The following is a 19,658-nucleotide window of genomic DNA, read 5'->3' on the forward strand; positions in this document are numbered from 1 at the left end:
GGGGCGTGTGGGGGAGGGATGTGTCGGTCTGTTCCCGTACGAGCCCAGCGATCTGGTCGGGCATCCAACCCGGTTCGGCAAGCAGGATCGTGGCGGCGGCCGCTTCTTCACTCCTTTCACGGCCGCTTTCGGCGGCAGTGGTCAGCTGCTCCAACAGGGCGGCCACCGTGGGGCGTTCGTCGGGCTCCTTGGCGAGGCAGGCGGCCACTACAGAGCGCAGTTCGGCTGGGACGGAGGCCAGGCTGGGCTCTTCGTACACGGCACGGAAGTGCAGGGCGTGCGGGGTGCCGGCCCCGAACGGGCCGACTCCGCTGGCGGTGTAGGCCAGCAGCGCGCCCAAGGAGAAGACATCGCTGGGCGGTCCGACCGGCTGGCCGGTGAGCTGCTCGGGGGACATGAAGCCGGGGGTGCCGATCGTCATCCCGGTGTGCGTCAGGGCGCTGGCCTCGCCGGCCGCCGAGATGCCGAAGTCGATCACCCTCGGTCCGTCGGCGGCGAGAAGTACGTTGGAGGGTTTGAGGTCTCGGTGAACTACTCCGGCCGCGTGAATCGCCTCCAGGGCCTCGGTCAAACCCGCGCCCAGGGCGAGTACTGGCTGTACCGGCCAGGGGCCGTGCCCGGAGATCGCCTCGGCCAGCGACACACCTGGCACGTAGACGACGGCCAGCCAGGCCGGGGAGCCGTCCGGGTCGGCGTCGACCACGCCCGCGGTGAAGGCACCGTTGACCCGCCGGGCAGCGGTCACCTCGCGGGCGAAGCGGCGCCGGAACTCGGCGTCCCGGGCCAGATCCGGGCGTACCACCTTCACTGCGACCAGGCGCCCGCCGGGTGAGCGCGCCAAGTACACCTGGCCCATGCCGCCGGAGCCCAGCCTTGCCACGATTCGGTAGCGCCCCGCCTGCCGTGGGTCATGCGGCTCCAAAGCCACCAGCGCTCCCACCTTGCCCCCTGCCCCGCGACCCGAGGGCCGCCGTCAAGATGCCGAACTATTCGCGAGACGCCAGCGGTTGTGCCGAACCGCCGTCTTCACGGGCGACGGCCGAACTCGCTGCCACTGCCACCGGATCCCCTTTGCGGCAGTCGTCCCACCGGACCGATACCAGGATCGCGCCGCCCGTTCGCCTGAGCCATAGCCGAAGATGATCGAACGTTGCTCGAACTGCCGCACTCCGGCGCGTGCGCTCCCTTCGGCGCGGTGGTCGAGACGCATGGTGTCCAGGGATACCTGGGTGATGGGCTTGCTCCGGTTTCATCGGTAGGCGAACGTGCCGAACGTACCGATCGCCTCGCAAAGAGGACCTGGGCTGTCCTAGATCCCTAATACCGTCCTTCCCATGAGCCATGACGACACGTCAGCATCCACCTCCACCTTCCGCTACTCGGCTGTCACCTTCGACTGCCCTGACCCCGCCGAGCTGGCCCGTTTCTACGGAGAGGTCCTTGGTCTGCCTGTGGTCTTCTCCACCGACGATTTCGTCCTGCTCGGCCAAGAGGGAGCTGCCGGACTGGGATTCAACCGGCTCGCCGACTACCGCCGGCCCACGTGGCCGGAACCTTCCCAGGAGAAGCAGGCCCACATAGAACTAGGCGTCGACGACTTGGACGCCGCTGAGGCTCGCCTGCTCGCTCTGGGTGCCGTCAAGCCCGACTTCCAGCCGGACCCCGGCCGGTGGCGGGTCCTGCTGGATCCCGCAGGCCACCCGTTCTGCATTTCCACTCTGGTCTGAGCACGCCTGTCCCTCTATCGCCACCACGTTCAACTCCGGCGTCAACGCACGATCCGCCCTGGACGGAGTGTGGCGGCCCCGGAGATCGGCGTGCGGCGTGCAGGTGTTGATGGTCGAGATTAATGACTCTCGGTCACTTGACCAATGCAAGCCGTCACGGATCATGAGTCAATCAGTTGCAGAGAGGTACGTGTCCTTTTGCCGTAGCTACCCGAGGACAGGGCCGAGGAGCCGGCCCGGGGCTGCGAGCTCTAGCGGCGCGTGCCCTCTCGCCTGGGCAAGGCGGCGCGTCCCTCCGGAAGGGGACTTGCGTCCCACCTGGGCATCCGTCCCTTGATCAAGATCCATTGCCAGGGTTTCCACTCTGCGGGGAGAGCCTGAGACAATAGACTTGATCTGCCCGTACGGGGCGCTTGCACCTGGTCATGGGTCCGATCAGAGCCGTGCCGGGGCGATACACAGGAGACCACCCACCTTGTCCGAGACACCCGAACTGCGGGCCGACTGCGCGAACTGCTTCGGTCTGTGCTGTGTCGCGCTGGCGTTCTCACGGTCGACGGACTTCGCGATCGACAAGGCCGTCGGGGAACCCTGCCCCAACCTCCAGCAGGACTTCCGCTGCGGCATCCACGACAAGCTGCGTCCCAAGGGCTTCCAGGGGTGCACGGTGTACGACTGCTTCGGCGCGGGCCAGAAGATCTCCCAGGTCACCTTTGCCGGGCAGAACTGGCGGGAGTCGCCGGACGGGGCGCGGCAGATGTTTGCCGCGCTCCCCGTGATGCGCCAGTTCCACGAGCTCCTCTGGTACCTCTCCGAGGCGCTGGCCCGTCCGGCCGCCCGGCCGGTCCACCGCCAGCTGCGGGAGGAGCTGGAGAAGATCGAGCGCCTGACCCTCAGCGACGTGGACACCCTGCTCGGTCTGGACGTCGCGGCGCACCGGGCCGAGGTGAACACACTGCTGCTGCGGACCAGCCAGCTGGTGCGTGCCGACGTCAAGGGAAAGAAAAAGGACCGCCGGGGCGCCGACCTGTTCGGGGCCCGGCTCAAGGGCGCCGATCTGCGCGGAGCCGATCTGCGCGGCGCTTATCTCATCGCCGCCGACCTGAGCGGCGCGGACCTTCGGCTCGCCGATGTGATCGGCGCGGACTTCCGGGACACGAACCTTGCCGGGGCGGACCTGACCGACTGCCTCTTCCTCACCCAGACGCAGGTCAACGCGGCGCAGGGCGACGCCGCCACCCTCCTCCCGGCCGGCCTCGACCGCCCGTCGCACTGGAACAAGGACGCCACCGCCCCTGCCACGCCCGTCCGCGCGGAGGCCTCGGTCCCGCCTACGCGCGGCGGCGCCCCACGCAAGGGCTCCCCGGCGCGCAAGCCCGGCACCTCAGGCCGCAGGCGCCCCGGCTCGGCCGGCTCACGGAACAAGTAACCGCCGCCACCGCCGACCGCCCCACGTAGGGCCCCCTACACCCATCCCTGTCACACAGCCGCATAGGTCGTCATTCCAGCATGAGCTCGGTGAGGCGGCAGCAGACCTGTCTCCGCCGGCGCCATCGGTGGGGGAGGAGTTCCGCCGCCTCAATCCACATAGACCGCAGGCTGCCGCGCCGCCCAAGGCGCTGCCTGCTCCAGCTGCGCCGCCACCCGCAGCAGCAGGTCCTCGCGGCCATGGGCGGCGATCAGTTGAACCCCGATGGGCAGGCCCTCACGGCTCTGGCCCAGGGGGAGGCTGATCGCGGGGTGGCCGGAGACGTTGAACAGGGAAGTGAACGGGCTGTGTTCGGAGATGCGGCGGAGCCAGGAGCGAGTGCTGTGGCGGGCGTCGTCGTAGTTCAGGGTGCCGTGCGGGGCGGGGAGTTGGGCCAGCGTCGGGGTGAGCAGTAGGTCGTGGTCGAGGAAGAAACGGCCGATCGGCCGGGTCACCAGGTGCTGGGCCTCCATCGCGGCCAGGACGTCCAGCGCGGTGAAGGACTCGGCCTCGGCCAGCACGCGGCGCGAGACGCCTTCGAGCGCGGACGGGTCGGGCCGGCGCGGGGCTCCCCGCAGCACCGCGCCACCGGTTGCGACGGCGCTGAGCATGACCGCCTCCAGCACCTGGTCGGCATCGACGTCGGGGCTCGCCTCCGTCACGATGTGGCCGATCCACTCCAGGACCTGGCCGACGGCGACGGTCGCATCGACGATCTGGCCGTCGACGGGCACGCCCGACCACGGCACGGTGGTGAGGGCGACCCGCAGTCGGCCCGGGTCTGTGCGGACCTCCTCGGCGTAGGGCCGGGTGACCGGCCCCAGCTGGTACTTCTCGCCGACCGTCGGCGCTGACACGGCGTCGAGCACGTGTGCCGCGTCCCGTACGGTCCGGGTGAGGCCGAACTCGACCAGCTGTCCGAAGGCGGCCTCGCCGGTGAGAGGTCCGGACGGGGTGCGGCCGCGGCTCGGCTTGAGGCCGACCAGCCCGCAGCAGGAGGCCGGGACACGGATCGAACCGCCCGCGTCATTCGCGTGTGCGAAAGGTACGGCTCCGGCGGCCACCAGTGCGGCCGCGCCACCGCTGGAGCCGCCCGGGCCCCGCTCCAGGTCCCACGGGTTGCGGGTGACGCCGTAGCGCGCCGACTCGGTGGCGAAGTTGAGGCCGAACTCGGGGACGGTGCTCTGGCCGAGAGCGACCAGTCCGGCGGCACGGAAGCGGGCCATCAGATCGTGGTCGACCAGGGCGTAGGCCCCGCGGATGCTGCGGCTTCCCAGGGTGAACGGCACGCCCTGGGTGAAGGGGCCGCTGTCCTTGATGACGAACGGCACTCCGGCCAGCGGCCCGTCCGGCTCATGGACCGGGGCGGGGTCGAACAATGGCCCGGTCAGGGCGTTGAGATCGGCGTTTACGCGCTCGATCGCGCGCCGGGCAGCGTCCTCCACCTCGGCGGCGCTGACTTCGCGGGTACGGATCAGCTCGCGCAGACCGACCGCGTCGAAGGCTGCGTATGCGTGCGGCTCCATACGGTCGTCCACTCCTTGGTTGCGTGCCCGGGCCAGCGTGACATACGTGTACGGGCCGGTCGGCGCCGGGGTGCGAGGCCCCGGCGCCGAAATCGGTCAGCGGGTGTTCGCGGTCGCGATGTGCTCGCGGATCTCGCGGGTGATGGCAGGGAGGTGGTCGTCGACGAAGAAGTGGCCGCCCGCGAACACCCGCATCCGGAAGGACGCCGAGGTGTGCCGCTCCCACAGGGCGACCTCGTCGAGTTCGGCCACCGGGTCGTCGTCGCCGGACAGGGCGACGACCGGGCAGCTCAGCGGTGGGGCCGGGAGGGGGCGGTAGGTCTCGATGGCGTGGTAGTCGCCGCGCAGCGTCGGCAGGACCATGCGCAGCAGGGTCTCGTCGGCGAGCACCTGCGCGGCGGTGCCGCTGAGCCGCTTCAGCTCGGCGAGCAGGTCCTCGTCACTACCGAGGTGGACATATCCGTCACGTACGACAGAAGGGGCGCGGCGTCCCGAGGCGAACAGGCCCAGCGGGACGGTGCCGCGTCGCTCCAGGCGCAGCGCGACCTCGTAGGCGACCGCGGAGCCCATGCTGTGGCCGAAGAGGGTGAGCGGCCGGTCCGTCCAGGGAGCCAGCTCCTCGGCGATGCGGTCGGCGAGGGTGGATATGTCCTTGATGCATGGTTCGGCCAGCCGGTCCTGGCGGCCGGGGTACTGGATCGCGAGCACATCGACCTCGGGCGAGAGCGCCTGGGAGGCCTGGAAGTAGTACGTGGCCGAGCCGCCCGCGTGCGGGAAGCAGACGAGCCGGGTGGCGGCCTGCGGGGCGGGGTGGAACCGCCGGATCCAGGGGCTGCTCATGGACGATCCTGCCACGGTCGATCCTTCTCCTCATGCGCGCTTCGGGTGAAGTCCAGCATTCAAGTTCATGGTTGGGCCATCCATCAGCCTAGGACCCGCGGCCGGGGCGCCGAGCACGCGTCGGCGGTCTCGACGTGCGGCGCTTGACGTTTTCCGGGGGCGTCATGTGAGATACGGAACCGGGCGGTCAACCTGTTCTGGTCAGATGCCCGATGGAGTGTATATTTTGCGGCTGCCGCAGCCTGCCGCAAGCAGAAATTACGGTCGTTCGGCCACTGTGAAGTGCCCGGCACTCGGGGGACGGGTCACCTCATCTATGCTTCGCGAGCACAAGGGAACCATTCGTTGTGCCCGGCTGTCCGATCTTGCCCGGCTCATGGAGCTGGAAGAGATGTGCTGGGCCGAGGAATTGCGGGTCTCCGCACGCGTGATCCGGCGGCGTCTGACGGTCAACCCGCAGAGCCAATTCGTCATCGAGGACGACGGCGCGGTCTGGGGTGTCATCTATTCCCAGCGCATCGCCGACCCCAGTGCCCTGCGCACCGTCCGGTTCGACACGGCAGACCGGCTGCACCGTGCCGACGGGGCCGTCGCCCACGTGCTGTCTCTCAACATCGATCCGCGGAAGCAGAGCTTCGGGTATGGTGATGCCCTGCTCGAACACCTGCTGGCGTGGAGCGGCGAGGTCGTCGGCATGGCCACGGCTGTCGGCGTCACCCGCTGCAAGGACTTCAAGCGGCACCCCGGGATCGAGCTGGCGGACTACATCCAGGCAAAGAATTCGCAAGATCGTTGCCTGGATACCGTATTGCGCATGCACCAGCTGCACGGTGCTGAGATACGTTGCCTCGTGCCGGGCTATCGACCGGGTGATCTGGTCAACGGCGGAAACGGCGTTCTGGTCGAATATGATCTGGCCACCCGACTCGATCATGCGACTCGGCTGGAGCGGGAAACGGTCGTTGAATTTCCGACGTATTCCCCGGCAGTGGTGCCCGCGACCGCTGAGTTGAGTGCTGAAATCCAGGCATTCCTGGAAGAGCTTCTCGGTGAAACGTCCGACGTCGAGGACGCACAACTCTCCCTGGAGAGCCCGCTGTTCGAGCTCGGCCTCGACTCGGCCAGTCTCCTGGACCTCCAGGACAAAATCGAGGGCCGCTACGGGCTCTCACTCGAACCCCTCTTCTTCTTCGAGTACAACACTGGCGCCAAAATCATTTCCTTCCTCGACAGTGCGCGCGCCGGCGAGCCGGAGCCGGTTGAGCCGGCCGCTGTCCGGGAGCCCGAGCCGGCGCCCCGTGATGCCGCCGTCGGCGACATCGCGATCATCGGCATGGCCTGCCGGCTGCCCGGCGCCGTCGACGACTACAGGGCGCTGTGGGAGCTCCTCGCGGACGGGCGCTCGGCCGTCGGCACTCTCCCCGAGGGCCGTTGGCAGTGGCCCGACGGCATCGGTCCCGACAGCCACCCCGGCATCGACCGCGGCGGCTTCGTCCAGGACGCGGAATGCTTCGAGCCCGGGCTCTTTCGGATCTCGCCCAACGAGGCCCGGCGCATGGACCCCCAGCAGCGCTGGATGCTGGAGCTCGGCTGGGCCTGTCTGGAGGACGCCGGATACCCGGCGAGCGCTGTCTCCGGCACCCCGATGGGCGTCTTCATCGGCGCCAGCGGCTCCGACTACCAGCGTGTCATGGACACCCGCCGGTTGCCGGTGCATGCCCATGGCGGCCTGACCACGTCCATGGCCATCATCGCCAACCGTGTCTCGTACTTCTTCGACCTGCGCGGCCCCAGCGTCCAGGTGGACACCGCCTGCTCCAGCTCGCTGGTCGCCGTGCACTCGGCGGTACGGGCGCTGCGCGCGGGTGACTGCGAGACCGCGCTGGTCGGTGGCGTCAACGTGCTGTGCCACCCGGCCAACAGCGTCGCCTACCACCAGGCGGGCATGCTGTCCCCGGATGGCCTGTGCAAGACGTTCGACGCGTCCGCGAACGGCTACGTGCGCTCCGAGGGCGGCGCCGTCGTCCTGCTCAAGCCACTGGCGAAGGCGCTCACGGACGGCGATCACGTGCACGCCGTCATCAAGGGCACCGCCACCAACCACGGCGGCCAGTCGGGCGGTCTGACCGTGCCCAGTGCCGCCATGCAGGCCGGGCTCATCGGCGCGGCGCTGGCCGACGCGGGAGTCGACGCCTGCGATGTGAGCTACCTGGAGGCGCACGGCACCGGGACCGCTCTGGGCGACCCCATCGAGGTCCAGGGCATGACCCGGGCGTTCGCCGGGAGCACCACCCCGTGCGGCCTCGGCTCGGTGAAGACCAACCTCGGCCACCTCGAAGCGGCCGCGGGTATCACCGGCCTGCTCAAGATCGTCCTGTCGATGCGGCACGGCGCTCTGCCCGCCTCGCTCCACTACACCGAGCTCAACCCGCAGATCAGCCTGGCGGGCTCACCGTTCTCGGTGGTCGACCGGCTCACCGGCTGGGAGCCGCAGGGCGGCCGGGCGCGCCTCGCCGGTGTCAGCAGCTTCGGCTCGGGCGGCAGCAACGCGCATGTGATCGTGGCCGAGTACGTCGAGCCCGCGCAGGACGAGCCCCGGCGGCCGCTCCCGCCATCCGCCCCTGCCCTGGTTGTCCTGTCGGCCGAGAGCGAGTGGCAGCTCGTACGGCAGGCGGAGCTGCTGCTCGACCACGTCCGCCGGGAGCGGCCGGATGCGGCGGGGCTCGCCGATCTCGCGTACACCTCGCAGACCGGCCGCGAGGCCTTGACCGAGCGCCTGGCGCTCGTGGTGGCGGACACTGATGCCCTGGTAGCTCTGCTGGAACGTTTCCTCGCAGGCGGCAGCGGTACGGACAGTTATCGGGGCAGCGCCAGGCGGCGCGCCGGAGCACCGGCCGACGCCCCGGCGTCCGGGCGCGGGCCCGGGCCGCTGGCCGACGCCTGGGTGCGCGGCGCGGACGCCGACTGGGAGCGGCTGCACGAGGACGGCCCGCGGCCTCGGCGCATACCGCTGCCCACGCACGTCTTCGCCAAGAAGCGGTACTGGCTCGACGACGAGCCGGGAACCGGAGCGGCCCCTGCGGCCGAACCGCCGCTGCGGGCCCACCCATTGCTGGGCGCACCGGAGCCGGACGACGCCTCCCGGTACGGCGTGACCCTCTCCGGCCGGGACTTCTTCCTTCGCGACCACCGGGTGCGCGGCCAGCGGGTGCTGCCCGCCGTCGCGTATCTGGAGATGGTCCGCGAGGCTCTGGTCCGTGTTCGTCCGGCCGACACCGAAGGGCCGGTGCGGCTCGCCCATGTGGTGTGGCAGCGGCCGCTCATCGTCGCCGACGAGCCCCGTACCGCCTACACCGCCCTGACGGACGACGGCGACGGCCGCTTCACGTACGAGATCGGCACCAAGGGGAGTGACGGCGTCGTGCACTCGCGCGGCACCGCTTCGCGCGGCGGCGCCCAGGAGCCCGCCGCACTCGACCTGGCCTCGCTGAAGGCCCGGATGGGCACGGCCGAACTGGGCCGTGAGGAGTGCTACGCCGCCCTGCGAGCCGCCGGGCTCGACTACGGCGACGCACACCGCTCCCTGCGCGAAGTCCGCCTGGGCGACGGCGAGATGCTGGCCGCGCTCACCCTGCCGGACGCGCTGGGCGAGGACCGGCACGCCTACGTGCTGCACCCCAGCATCCTCGACGGCGCCCTCCAGGCCGTCTACGCCCCGCAGATCCACGACGCCCGTACGGGCGCGGCCTGGAGCGCGGCGCTGCCGTTCGCCCTCGACGCGCTCGAGGTCCACAGCCCGACCCCGGTGAACGCATACGCCTGGATCCGCGCGGCCTCCGGCAGCACCGCCGGGGTGCGGCGGTGGAACCTGGACCTGTGCGACGAGCACGGCAGGGTCTTCGCGGTCCTGCGCGGCTACTCCACGCGCGAGACCGCCGCCGGCGAGGCTGATGCCCCGGTGACCCTGTTCCGGCCCGTCTGGCGCGACCGGCCCGCCCCGGCGACCGCTGAGCCCGCCGCCCTCACCACCCAGGTCGTGCTGGCCTGCGGGTTCGGCGAGCGGCTCGCGGAGCTGCGCCGACTGGCACCGCAGATCACCTTCCTGGACCCGCCGGAGACGGCCGGGAACGACGATGCCCCGGCGGCCGTCACCGCCCACGCCGTCGAACTGCTGCACGCCGTCAAGGGCATCCTCCTCGGCAGGCCGACCGCTCCCGTACTGGTGCAGGCGCTGGTGCCCGCCGACGGTGAGTCGTACGCGTACGAAGCGCTCTCCGGTCTGCTGAAGAGCGCACACCTGGAGAACCCGGCGCTCCTCGGGCAGGTCGTCGCCATCCCCGCCGACGCCGCGGCAGCGGATCTCGTCGAGGCTCTCGGCGAGGGGGCGCGTGCCCCGCAGGACCAGCAGGTCCGCCACGACCGCGCCCGCCGCCGCGTCCTCGGCTGGGAGCCGGTCGGTGAACTCCCCGACGCCGAGCCGGTGGTGTGGCGCGAGGGCGGCGTCTACCTGGTCACCGGGGGCGCGGGCGGCCTCGGTCTGATCCTCGCCGGGGAGATCGCCCGCCGGGCGAGCGGCGCGGTGCTGTGCCTCACCGGCCGCGCCGAGCCGGACGCGGAGCGGCAAGCCGCGCTCGACGCGCTGCGGCGGACCGGCGCGAGCGTCGAGTACCACGTCCTCGACGCGGCGGACGCGGACGGCACTGCCGCACTTGTCGCCGACCTCGTGCGCCGCCACGGGGCCGTGCACGGAGTGGTGCACGGCGCGGGCGTGCTGCACGACAACTTCCTGCTGAAGAAGTCCGCGGCGGAGTTCGCCCGGGTGCTGCGCCCCAAGCTCGCCGGGGCGGTCGCCCTCGATGAGGCGACCAGGGACGAGGACCTCGACTTCTTCGTTCTCTTCTCCTCCATCATGGGCGCGACCGGCAATGTCGGCCAGGCCGACTACGCCGTCGCCAACGCCTTCCTCGACCGCTTCGCCCGCCACCGCGACGCGCTGGTGCGCGCGGGCGAGCGTGCCGGGCGCAGCGTCGCCATTGGCTGGCCGCTCTGGGAGAGCGGCGGCATGGGCGTCGACTCGGCCACGCGCGACGCGCTGCGGATGCGCGCCGGGATGGTCCCCATGGCGACGTCGGCGGGCATCGAGGCCTTCCACCGCGCGCTGGCGGCCGGCGAGCCGCAGGTCGTGGTCGGCGCGGGCGAACGGGCCCGGCTGCAGGCGTTCTTGGAGAAGGGTTCCGCCGCCCGGCCGCCCATGGAGGTCGTCGCCGAGGTCACCGTCGCTGAGTCACGCGCTGTGGATGACGGTACGCTCGCCGCGCGGACCATCCGCTTCCTGAAGGAGACGCTCGGCCGGCTCACCGGGCTGGCCGTGGGGGAGATCGAGGAGGACGAACTCCTCGGCGCGTACGGGATGGACTCCATCCTGGCGACCGAGCTGACGGCGGGTCTTGAGGCCACGTTCGGCCCGCTCTCCAAGACGCTCCTGTTCGAGTACCACACGCTCGCCGAGCTGAGCGGATACTTCGTCGCGCGGCACCGGGCGGTGCTGGAGGCGCTGTTCGCCGAGGCGGCCCAGGCAGTCGCGACCGTCGAGGCAGCCGAGGTGGCCGGCGCCGTGGTCGCCGACGCACTGCCCGCGCCCCGCGCACAGGTGACCGAGCCCACCACGCCCCGCTCCGCCGCGCTCGACATCGCCGTGGTGGGCCTCTCCGGCCGCTACCCCGAGGCGCGTGACCTCGCCGAGTACTGGGCCAATCTGCGCGACGGGCGCGACTGCGTCGTGGAGGTGCCGCAGGACCGCTGGGACTGGCGCGACCACTACAGCGAGGACCGCACCGCACCCGGCCGCCACTACAGCAAGTGGGGCGGCTTCATCGCCGAGGTCGACCGCTTCGACCCGCTCTTCTTCAACATCTCCCCGCACGAGGCCGACTACCTCGACCCGCAGGAACGGCTGTTCCTGGAGCACGCCTGGACGGCGCTCGAAGACGCGGGCCACACCCGCGAGCAGTTGCGCCGCCTCGGCGGCCGCGTCGGTGTGTACGCGGGCGTGATGTGGGGGCAGTACCAGCTGCTCTTCCCGGGCGGGGGCGCCCCGCGCGGCAACCCCAACGCGCTGGGCAGCAGCTACGCGAGCGTCGCCAACCGCGTCTCGTTCGTGATGAACCTGCACGGCCCGAGCATGACCGTGGACACCATGTGCTCCAGCTCGCTCACCGCGATCGAGCTGGCCTGCCGGGACCTGCGCCAGGGCCGGACGAAGCTGGCGTTCGCCGGCGGCGTCAACGTCACTGTCCACCCCAACAAGTATCTGAGCCTGAGCGCGGGCCAGTTCATCTCCAGCAAGGGCCACTGCGAGAGCTTCGGCATCGGCGGCGACGGCTACATCCCCGGCGAGGGCGTCGGGGTCGTGCTCCTGAAGCCACTGCGCGACGCCGAGCGCGACGGCGACCACATCTACGGCGTCATCAAGGGCAGCGGCGTCTCGCACGGCGGGCGCACCAACGGTTACACCGTGCCCAACCCCCGGGCGCAGGAAGCCGCGATCAGCGACGCACTCGACGAGGCCGGGGTCGACCCCCGCGCCATCAGCTACGTCGAGGCCCACGGCACCGGCACCAAGCTCGGCGACCCCATCGAGATCACGGGACTGAGCCAGGCGTTCGGCGCGGCGACGGCCTCCGCCGACACCCAGTACTGCCACCTCGGCTCGGCCAAGTCGAACATCGGCCACTGCGAGAGCGCCGCCGGGATCGCCGGCCTCACCAAGGTGCTGCTGCAGCTGCGGCATGGCCAGATCGCGCCCTCCCTGCACTCGCGCACCCTCAACCCCAACATCGACTTCAGCGGCACGCCGTTCGTCGTCAACCAGGAACTGCGCGCATGGGAGCGCCCGGTCGTCGACGGCGAGGTCCGTCCCCGGCTCGCCGGGATCTCCTCCTTCGGCGCGGGCGGCTCCAACGCTCACCTTCTGGTGGAGGAGTACGTGGAAAGCGCCGCCAGTGCCGCCCGCCGCCCCGGCACCTCCTCCTCCGGGCAGCCGCTGCTGTACCCGCTGTCGGCCAAGGACGAGGATCGGCTGCGCGCCTACGCGGCCCGGCTGCTGCGCTTCGTACGGGAGTCGGCGGAGAGCCCCGACGCCGTGGCGCCCGCAGATCTGGCGTACACACTGCAGACCGGCCGGGAGGCGATGGACGCCCGGCTCGCCGTCGTCGCCGACTCCTTCGCCTCGCTCGCCGACTGCCTTGAGCGGTACCTGGCAGCCGAGGGCGATGTCGAGGACCTGGTCCACGGCAGCGTGAAGGCGGGGCGCGAAGCCCTGTCGCTGATCCCGGCCGAGGAGCTCGCGCGGACCACCGACCGGCTCGCCGAGCGCGGAGATCTTCCCCGGATCGCGGAACTCTGGGTGCGGGGCGCTTCGTTGGACTGGCAGAAGCTGTACAGCGGCGCGTACGCGCCGCGCAGGGTGAGCGCGCCGACGTACCCGTTCGCCCGCGACCGCCACTGGGTGCCGGAGCCGGCCGCGAGCACGGCCGACGGTGTCGGCCAGGGTCCGGCTGCCGCCCCGCGCGCCGATGTGCGCTTCCTCGCCAAGCGGTGGCTCCCGGCCCCGCTCGACGGGCCTGCCCCGCGCCGGGTGAGCGCCCTTGTCCTGCACGACGCCGCGACCGCGCCGCTCGCCTCGGCGCTGGCCGGGCTGTGCGACGAGGCGACGCTGGTGGAGTCGGGCCCCGGCGCCGAGCAGCGGCTCGCCGGGCCGATCGAGCGGGCCACCGCCTTCGTCGATCTCACCGGCATCACCGGGCGGGAGCCGTCGGGCCAGTCCCTGGCGCTGCTCCAGGGCGTCCTCGCGGCGAAGTCGTCGCGGGACATCGATCTGCTGTATGTGACCCAGGGCCTCGAAGCGTTCGGGCGCACCCGGACCCGCGAGGACCTCGCGGGAGCGGCGCGGGTCGGCCTGTACCGGATGCTCCAGAGCGAGTACGGCGGCCTCACCTCGCGCCACCTCGACCTCGACCCGGCGACCCGGGGGGCCGCCGAGCTCGCCGCCGTCGTCCGGCGCGAACTCGACGGGCCGGGCGCCGAGTCGGAGATCTGCCACCGCGACGGCAGCCGGCACGCGCCCGCCCTCGACGACCTCGCCCCGCGCGAGACCACCGGACGGGCGGACCTCGCCGAGGACGAGGTGCTGCTGGTGACCGGCGGCACCCGGGGCCTGGGCCTGCTCTGCGCCCGGCACCTCGTGGAGCGGCGCGGAGTGCGCCGGCTGGTGCTGACCGGCAAGGACCCGCTGCCCCCGCGCCACCTGTGGAGCGACCCGGAGGCCTGCGCCCCGGCGGTCCGCGCGAAGATCCGCGCCGTGCTCGACCTGGAGGCACGGGGCGTGGAGGTGCGCGTCCTGGCGCTGCCGCTCGACCGTGCCGACGAGGTCGCGGCGGGGATCGAGGCGATCGAGACGACGATGGGCCGGATCGCGGGGGTCATTCACGCCGCCGGGCTCGTCGACACCGAGAACCCGGCGTTCGTCCGCAAGCGAGTCGAGGGCATCGCGCGCGTGGTCTCGCCGAAGATCGAGGGCACCCGCAATCTGCTGGCGGCCTTGGACGCCGCGGCACTGCGGTTCGTGGTGCTCTTCTCCTCGGTCTCCGCCGCCGTTCCCGCGCTCGGCGCGGGCCAGAGCGACTACGCCATGGGCAATGCGTTCCTGGACTACTTCGCCCAGGCGCACGCCCACGCGCTGCCGATCACGAGCGTCCAGTGGCCCAGCTGGCGCGAGACCGGCTTCGGCGAGGTCAAGAACCAGGCGTACACCGACACCGGACTGCTCAGCATCACCGACCGTGAGGGGCTCGACCTCCTCGACCAGGTCCTCGCCTCGCGCTACGCCCCGGTGGTCATGCCGGTACATGTCGACCCCGCACGCTTCGACGCGGCGGCGCTGCTGCGGCCCAGGCGGCGCACGCTGTCGCAGTCGGCTCCGGCGGCCGACGCCATGGCGCCCACCTCCGTGCCCCCCGCCGTGCCCGTGTCCGTTCTCGGTGCCGACGCCGGTCCGCTTCTGATGGCGTTCCTCAGTGAGACCTTCGAGGCCGAACTCAAACTGAAGCCCGGTGTGCTGGACGAGCGCACCTCGTACGCGGACTACGGCGCCGACTCCATCCTGCTCGCTCAGATCCTCCAGCGGATCAAGCAGCGCCTGGGCGTTTCGCTCGAACCGTCCACGCTCCTGGAGCACCCCACCCTGCACGAGCTGACGGCGTGGCTGCTCAGCGCGCACGGGGCCGAGGTCACGGCCGAGTTCGCGCCGGCTGGGCCCGCCCCGCTCCCGCGGGCGACACCCGCGCCGGTCCCGGTCGTCGTCGCGCCCGCACCGGCCGTAACGGTCCCCGTGGTGTCCGAGCCCGCCATCACGGCACCGGCCGCGCGCGCCGCGGGCCCCGTCGCCGTCATCGGCATGGCCTGCCGACTGCCCGGCGCGCCCGACCTCGACGCGTACTGGGACCTGCTCTCGCAGGGCCGCTCCGCCATCCGGAGGGTCCCCGCGGACCGCTGGGGGCGGGCGAGCGACTCCACCGCCGGACTCGTCGACGACATCCACGGGTTCGACGCCGGCTACTTCATGCTCCACGCCGAAGACGTCCGGGCGATGGACCCGCAGGCCCTGGTGCTGCTGGAGGAGAGCCTCAAGGCAGTCCACCACGCGGGCTACCGCTTCGGCGAGCTCGACGGCACCAACACCGGCGTGTACGTCGGCGCACGTGGCCGGGGCCGGGCCGACAACGACCTGGTGGCCGGGGCCCGCAATCCGATCATGACGGTCGGGCAGAACTATCTGGCCGCGAACATCTCCCAGTTCTTCAACTGGCGCGGCCCGGCCATGGTCCTGGACACGGCCTGCTCCTCCTCGCTGGTGGCGATGAAGCTCGCCACCGACGCGCTGACGGCCGGGTCGGTGGACCTCGCGGTGGTGGCGGGTGTCAGCCTGCTCACCGACTCCGAGGACCACGAACTCTTCCGCCGCCGGGGCCTGCTGCAGGACCGGGGCGAGTTCCACGTCTTCGACCGCCGCGCCGCCGGAGTGGTCCTCGGCGAGGGCTGCGGAGTGGTCGTACTCAAGCCGCTGGTGCAGGCGGAGCGGGACGGCGACACGGTGTACGCGGTGGTCGACGGCATCGCCATCAACAACGACGGCCGTACGGCCGGACCCGCCACCCCCAACCTCCAGGCCCAGAAGCAGGTCATGCGCGACGCGCTGCGGCAGGCGGGCCGCGCACCGAAGGACGTGCGCTACCTGGAGGTCAACGGCTCGGGCTCGCAGCTCACCGACCTCCTTGAGCTCAAGGCCGTCCAGGCGGTCTACCGCGACGGCGAGCCGACCGCCGCGCCGCTGCACCTGGGCTCCATGAAGCCCAACATCGGGCATCCGCTGTGCGCGGAGGGCATCGCCGCCTTCATCAAGGTCGCGCTCATGGTCCACCACCAGCGGATGGTGCCGTTCCGCTCGGGCCAGGAGCCCATGGAGCACTTCTCCCTCGACGCGGCCAACCTCGCCTTCCCCCGGCATGCGGCGGACGTGGCGCTGCCGTACGCGGCGCTGAGCAGCTTCGCCGACGGCGGCACCAACGGGCACGTAGTCCTCAGGCACCACCCCGCGCCCGCCGGTCCGGCCACGCGCGGTCCGGTCGCACTGCCGGAACTGAACCGGACCGATGTGCGCACGGGCGCGCGGGTCACGCATGCCGAAGCCGCCGGGACACGGGTGTGGACCCGGAGCGTCACAGCCGGTGACCCGGTCATGGACCACCACCGTGTCTACGGCCGCCGCCTGCTGCCGGGCCTGGCCTGGATCGACCTGCTGTACCGGTGCTTCGCCGAGGCGGGCTTCGCTCACGACACGCTGGAGCTGCGCGACCTGTCGATCTACCGCCCGCTGAGCGTGGACGCCGACAGCGCCCTGGACATCCGTATCGAGGCCGTCGAGCACGCCGCGAACGGCTGGCGCATCGAGGTCACCGGAGGCGACGCGGAGCAGTACATCAGCGCCGAGATGCACCGCCTCACCAGCACCGTCTCCTTCGCCGAGCGTGTCCCCGCCGACCCGGAGCCCGGGGCGCGGGTGAGCGGCCTCGACGAGGTGTACGGCGCTTACCGGGTGCGGGAAGTGGCCCACTCCGGGGCTATGAAGGCCGACGGCACGGTGACCGTCGGGGACGAGGACATCTGGGTGCGGCTCGGCGTCGCCGGGGGTGCGGGCGGGGAACTCTTCCACCCCACGCTCATCGACGGCAGCGCCGTCGGCGCCAGCGGCGCCCTGGCGTACGCGGAGGGCGGCGCCCCCAAGCTGTTCCTGCCGCTGCACTACGGCTCGTTCCGCGCCTCCGCCGCCTTCGGCGACGCCCGCCGCACCCGGGTGCGGCGGTCCTCGGTCCGGCAGAGCGAGGAACTGCTCGGCTTCACCATGGAGTTCTTCGACGCGGAGGGCCGCAAGATCGGCGAGCTGGCCGACTTCAGCAGCAAGCTGGTGCGGCACGCGGGCCTGATCGACCCGGCCCGCGGCGCGCAGCCGCCAGTCGCTCCCGTGGTCCCGTCCACGGTTCCCGTGACGCCGTCGGCCCGCGCCGACGCCGTCGGCGCGGTGGTCGCCTCCGTCATCGCCGAGCAGCTGGGCGTCTCCGCCGGTGAGGTCTCCACGACCACCAGCTACTACGAAATGGGCCTGGACTCGGCCAAGTTGCTCCAGGCCGCCACCCGACTTGAGCAGGCCCTGGACACGCGCCTGTCGCCGACGCTGCTCTTCGAGTACGCGACGGTCGGTGCCCTGGCGGACCACTTGAGCGCGGCCGGAACGACCGTCGTCGAGCGGCCCGTACGGGTGCCGGCTCCGCAGGAGCGGCAGACCGCCCAGCAGCCGCCGGCCCCGCAGGCGGCCGGCCCCTTCGCCACCAACGGCCAGGACATAGCGATCGTCGGCATCGCCGGGCGCTACCCGAAGGCCGCCGATGTCGCCGAGTTCTGGGAGAACCTCAAGGCGGGCCGGGACTGCGTCGGCGAGGTGCCCGCGAGCCGGTGGCCAAAGGACGCGCACGCCGGCCTGTCCCGCTGGGGCGGATTCGTCGACGACGTCGACGCCTTCGACGCCGCCTTCTTCGGCATCCCGGCGGACGAGGCCGCCCAACTCGACCCGCAGGAACGGCTGTTCCTCGAAGTGTGCTGGGAGGCCGTCGAGGACGCCGGATACACCCCGGACGCCCTGGCCGTCGCCCGGGACGGGGAGCGACGGCACGCCGTGGGCGTGTACGTCGGCGTCATGCACCGGGACTACGCCCTGCTCCAGGAGGAGGCCGTACGCCAGGGACAGCCCGTTCCGCAGGCCCTGAACGCGGCCACCATCGCCCACCGCGTCTCGCACTTCTGCAACTTCCACGGCCCCTCCCTGGCCGTCGACACGGTCTGCGCGTCCTCGCTCAACGCCGTGCACCTCGCGGTGGAGGCGCTGCGCCGGGGCGAGTGCGACGCCGCGCTCGCCGGCGGGGTCAACCTTTCCCTGCACCCTGGCAAGTACCGGACGTACGGCCTGCTCGGTCTGCTCGCCCAGGAGGCGCCCGCGCGGTCGTTCGGGGCCGGGGGAGACGGCTATGTGTCGGCCGAGGGCGTGGGCGCAGTGCTCCTCAAGCCGCTGAGCCGGGCCGTCGAGGACGGCGACGCGGTGTACGCGGTGATCAAGGGCAGTGCGGTCAGCCACTCCGGCCGCACCCCCGGCTTCCGGGTGCCCTCGGCCGCCGGGCAGCAGGCCGTCGTCGCCGACTGCCTGGACCGGGCCGGGGTCGACCCCGCCTCGCTCGGATATGTGGAGGCGCACGGCACCGGTACCGAGATCGGTGACCTGATGGAGGTGGAGGCCCTGGAGCGGGCCTTCCGGGCGCGCACCGACCGTACGGGCTTCTGTGCGCTCGGCTCGGTCAAGTCCGCGATCGGGCACGCCGAGTCCGCGGCCGGGATCAGCGCGCTGACCAAGGCCGTCCTCCAGCTCCACCACCGCACGCTCACCCCGCTGGTCCCCGCGGAGAGCGCCAACCCGTACCTCGACCTGGCCGACTCGCCGTTCCGGCTCCAGACGGAGCTGGCGGCGTGGGAGAGCGAGGACGGCGCGCCGCGCCGGGCCGGGGTCAGCGCGTTCGGCGCGACCGGTGCCAACGCGCACGTCGTCCTGGAGGAGGCGCCCGCGCCGCAGGCGCCGAGGCCGTCGGACGTCCCCGGCGGGGTGCTGGTCCCGCTGTCCGCCAAGGACGAGGACCGGCTGCGCGCGTACGCGCGGAAGCTGCTGGCCTTCCTGGACGCGCACGACGATCTCGACCTGTCCGCTCTCGCCCACACCCTCCAGACCGGCCGGGTCGCCCTGGAGGAGCGTCTGGTGCTGCGCGCCCACAGCCTCGACGAGGTGAAGGACGGCCTCGGCCGCTTCCTGACGGGTGACGGTGCCGTCTCCGGAAACCTCTGGCGGGGTCGGGTCGACGCACGCCCGTCCGGCGCACGGCTGCTGGACGAGGACGAGGTGCGCGAGCAGCTGGTCGGCCGCTGGGCCACTCAGGGCAACTGGCGCAAGATCGCCGAGCTGTGGCTGGAGGGGTACGCGGTCGAGTGGAGCGCGCTCCACGAGGTCCCGCCGCGCCGCCTGCACCTGCCCACGTACCCGTTCGCCCAGGACCGGCACTGGGTGTCGGTGGCGGCGGACGCCCGGACCGCACCGGCTCCGAAGCCCGCCGCCCCCGTACCGCCGCGGCTGCGGCCGCAGCCGGAGCCGCAGCCCCGGTCCGCCGCCCCGCACTGGCGATTCCTCGCCGACGGCGAGCCGGTACCGCACCGCGCCGACACCACCGACGTCGCCGAGGAGCGGGCGTTCGGGTTCCTGCGCGGGCTGCTCGCCGACCAGTTGGGCCCCGACGCCCAGGAGATCGCACCGCACGCAGGATTCCTGGAGCTGGGCCTCAGCTCGCTCGGGCTCGTCCGGCTGACCCGCGAACTCGGTGCGACCCTCGCCCCGGGCTTCGTGCCCAGCGCGCTCTTCGCGCACGCCACGGTCGGCGAGCTGGCCGCGCA

The 19,658-nt window shown here is 72.0% G+C and carries 6 protein-coding genes and 1 pseudogene; 3 read left to right on the plus strand and 4 right to left on the minus strand.

The window, feature by feature from the left end; genetic code table 11:
• On the minus strand, positions 1-880 hold an 880-nt coding region (locus A8W25_RS22880; protein ID WP_234386555.1), incomplete at its 3' end, for a serine/threonine-protein kinase.
• A 454-nt stretch (positions 881-1,334) separates the two neighbouring features.
• Here A8W25_RS22880 and A8W25_RS22885 point away from each other — a divergent pair.
• Positions 1,335-1,727, plus strand: coding sequence for a VOC family protein (locus A8W25_RS22885; protein WP_067164495.1), 393 nt, complete (start codon positions 1,335-1,337; stop codon positions 1,725-1,727).
• Between the two features lie 454 nt (positions 1,728-2,181).
• Positions 2,182-3,003: pseudogene (locus A8W25_RS22890) on the plus strand (pentapeptide repeat-containing protein); the annotation flags it as partial.
• Between the two features lie 302 nt (positions 3,004-3,305).
• Here the strand turns inward: A8W25_RS22890 and A8W25_RS22895 are convergent.
• From A8W25_RS22895 to A8W25_RS34090, 3 genes are all read right to left on the minus strand, one after another.
• Complete coding sequence (locus A8W25_RS22895) at positions 3,306-4,721, minus strand: amidase (protein WP_067164497.1); 1,416 nt, start codon at positions 4,719-4,721, stop codon at positions 3,306-3,308.
• 96 nt (positions 4,722-4,817) lie between these two features.
• The gene (locus tag A8W25_RS22900; protein WP_067164499.1) at positions 4,818-5,561 is read right to left on the minus strand and encodes a thioesterase II family protein; all 744 of its coding nucleotides are present in this window, start codon (positions 5,559-5,561) and stop codon (positions 4,818-4,820) included.
• Between the two features lie 310 nt (positions 5,562-5,871).
• The gene (locus A8W25_RS34090) at positions 5,872-6,495 is read right to left on the minus strand and encodes a hypothetical protein (RefSeq protein WP_158942672.1); all 624 of its coding nucleotides are present in this window, start codon (positions 6,493-6,495) and stop codon (positions 5,872-5,874) included.
• Between the two features lie 57 nt (positions 6,496-6,552).
• On the opposite strand from A8W25_RS34090, the gene A8W25_RS33605 reads away from it, so the two are divergent.
• Positions 6,553-19,658, plus strand: a 13,106-nt coding sequence (locus A8W25_RS33605; protein ID WP_158942674.1) for an SDR family NAD(P)-dependent oxidoreductase, incomplete at its 3' end; no start/stop codon positions are given.

Source organism: Streptomyces sp. ERV7 (genome assembly GCF_001653515.1).
GTDB lineage: Bacteria > Actinomycetota > Actinomycetes > Streptomycetales > Streptomycetaceae > Streptomyces.

Excerpts from the sequence above, each read along its gene's own strand:
- A8W25_RS22885 (WP_067164495.1), top strand. The coding sequence starts at position 1,335 with ATGAGCCATGACGACACGTCAGCATCCACCTCCACCTTCCGCTACTCG.
- A8W25_RS22895 (WP_067164497.1), bottom strand. The coding sequence starts at position 4,721 with ATGGAGCCGCACGCATACGCAGCCTTCGACGCGGTCGGTCTGCGCGAG.
- A8W25_RS22900 (WP_067164499.1), bottom strand. The coding sequence starts at position 5,561 with ATGAGCAGCCCCTGGATCCGGCGGTTCCACCCCGCCCCGCAGGCCGCC.
- A8W25_RS34090 (WP_158942672.1), bottom strand. The coding sequence starts at position 6,495 with ATGATCGAGTCGGGTGGCCAGATCATATTCGACCAGAACGCCGTTTCC.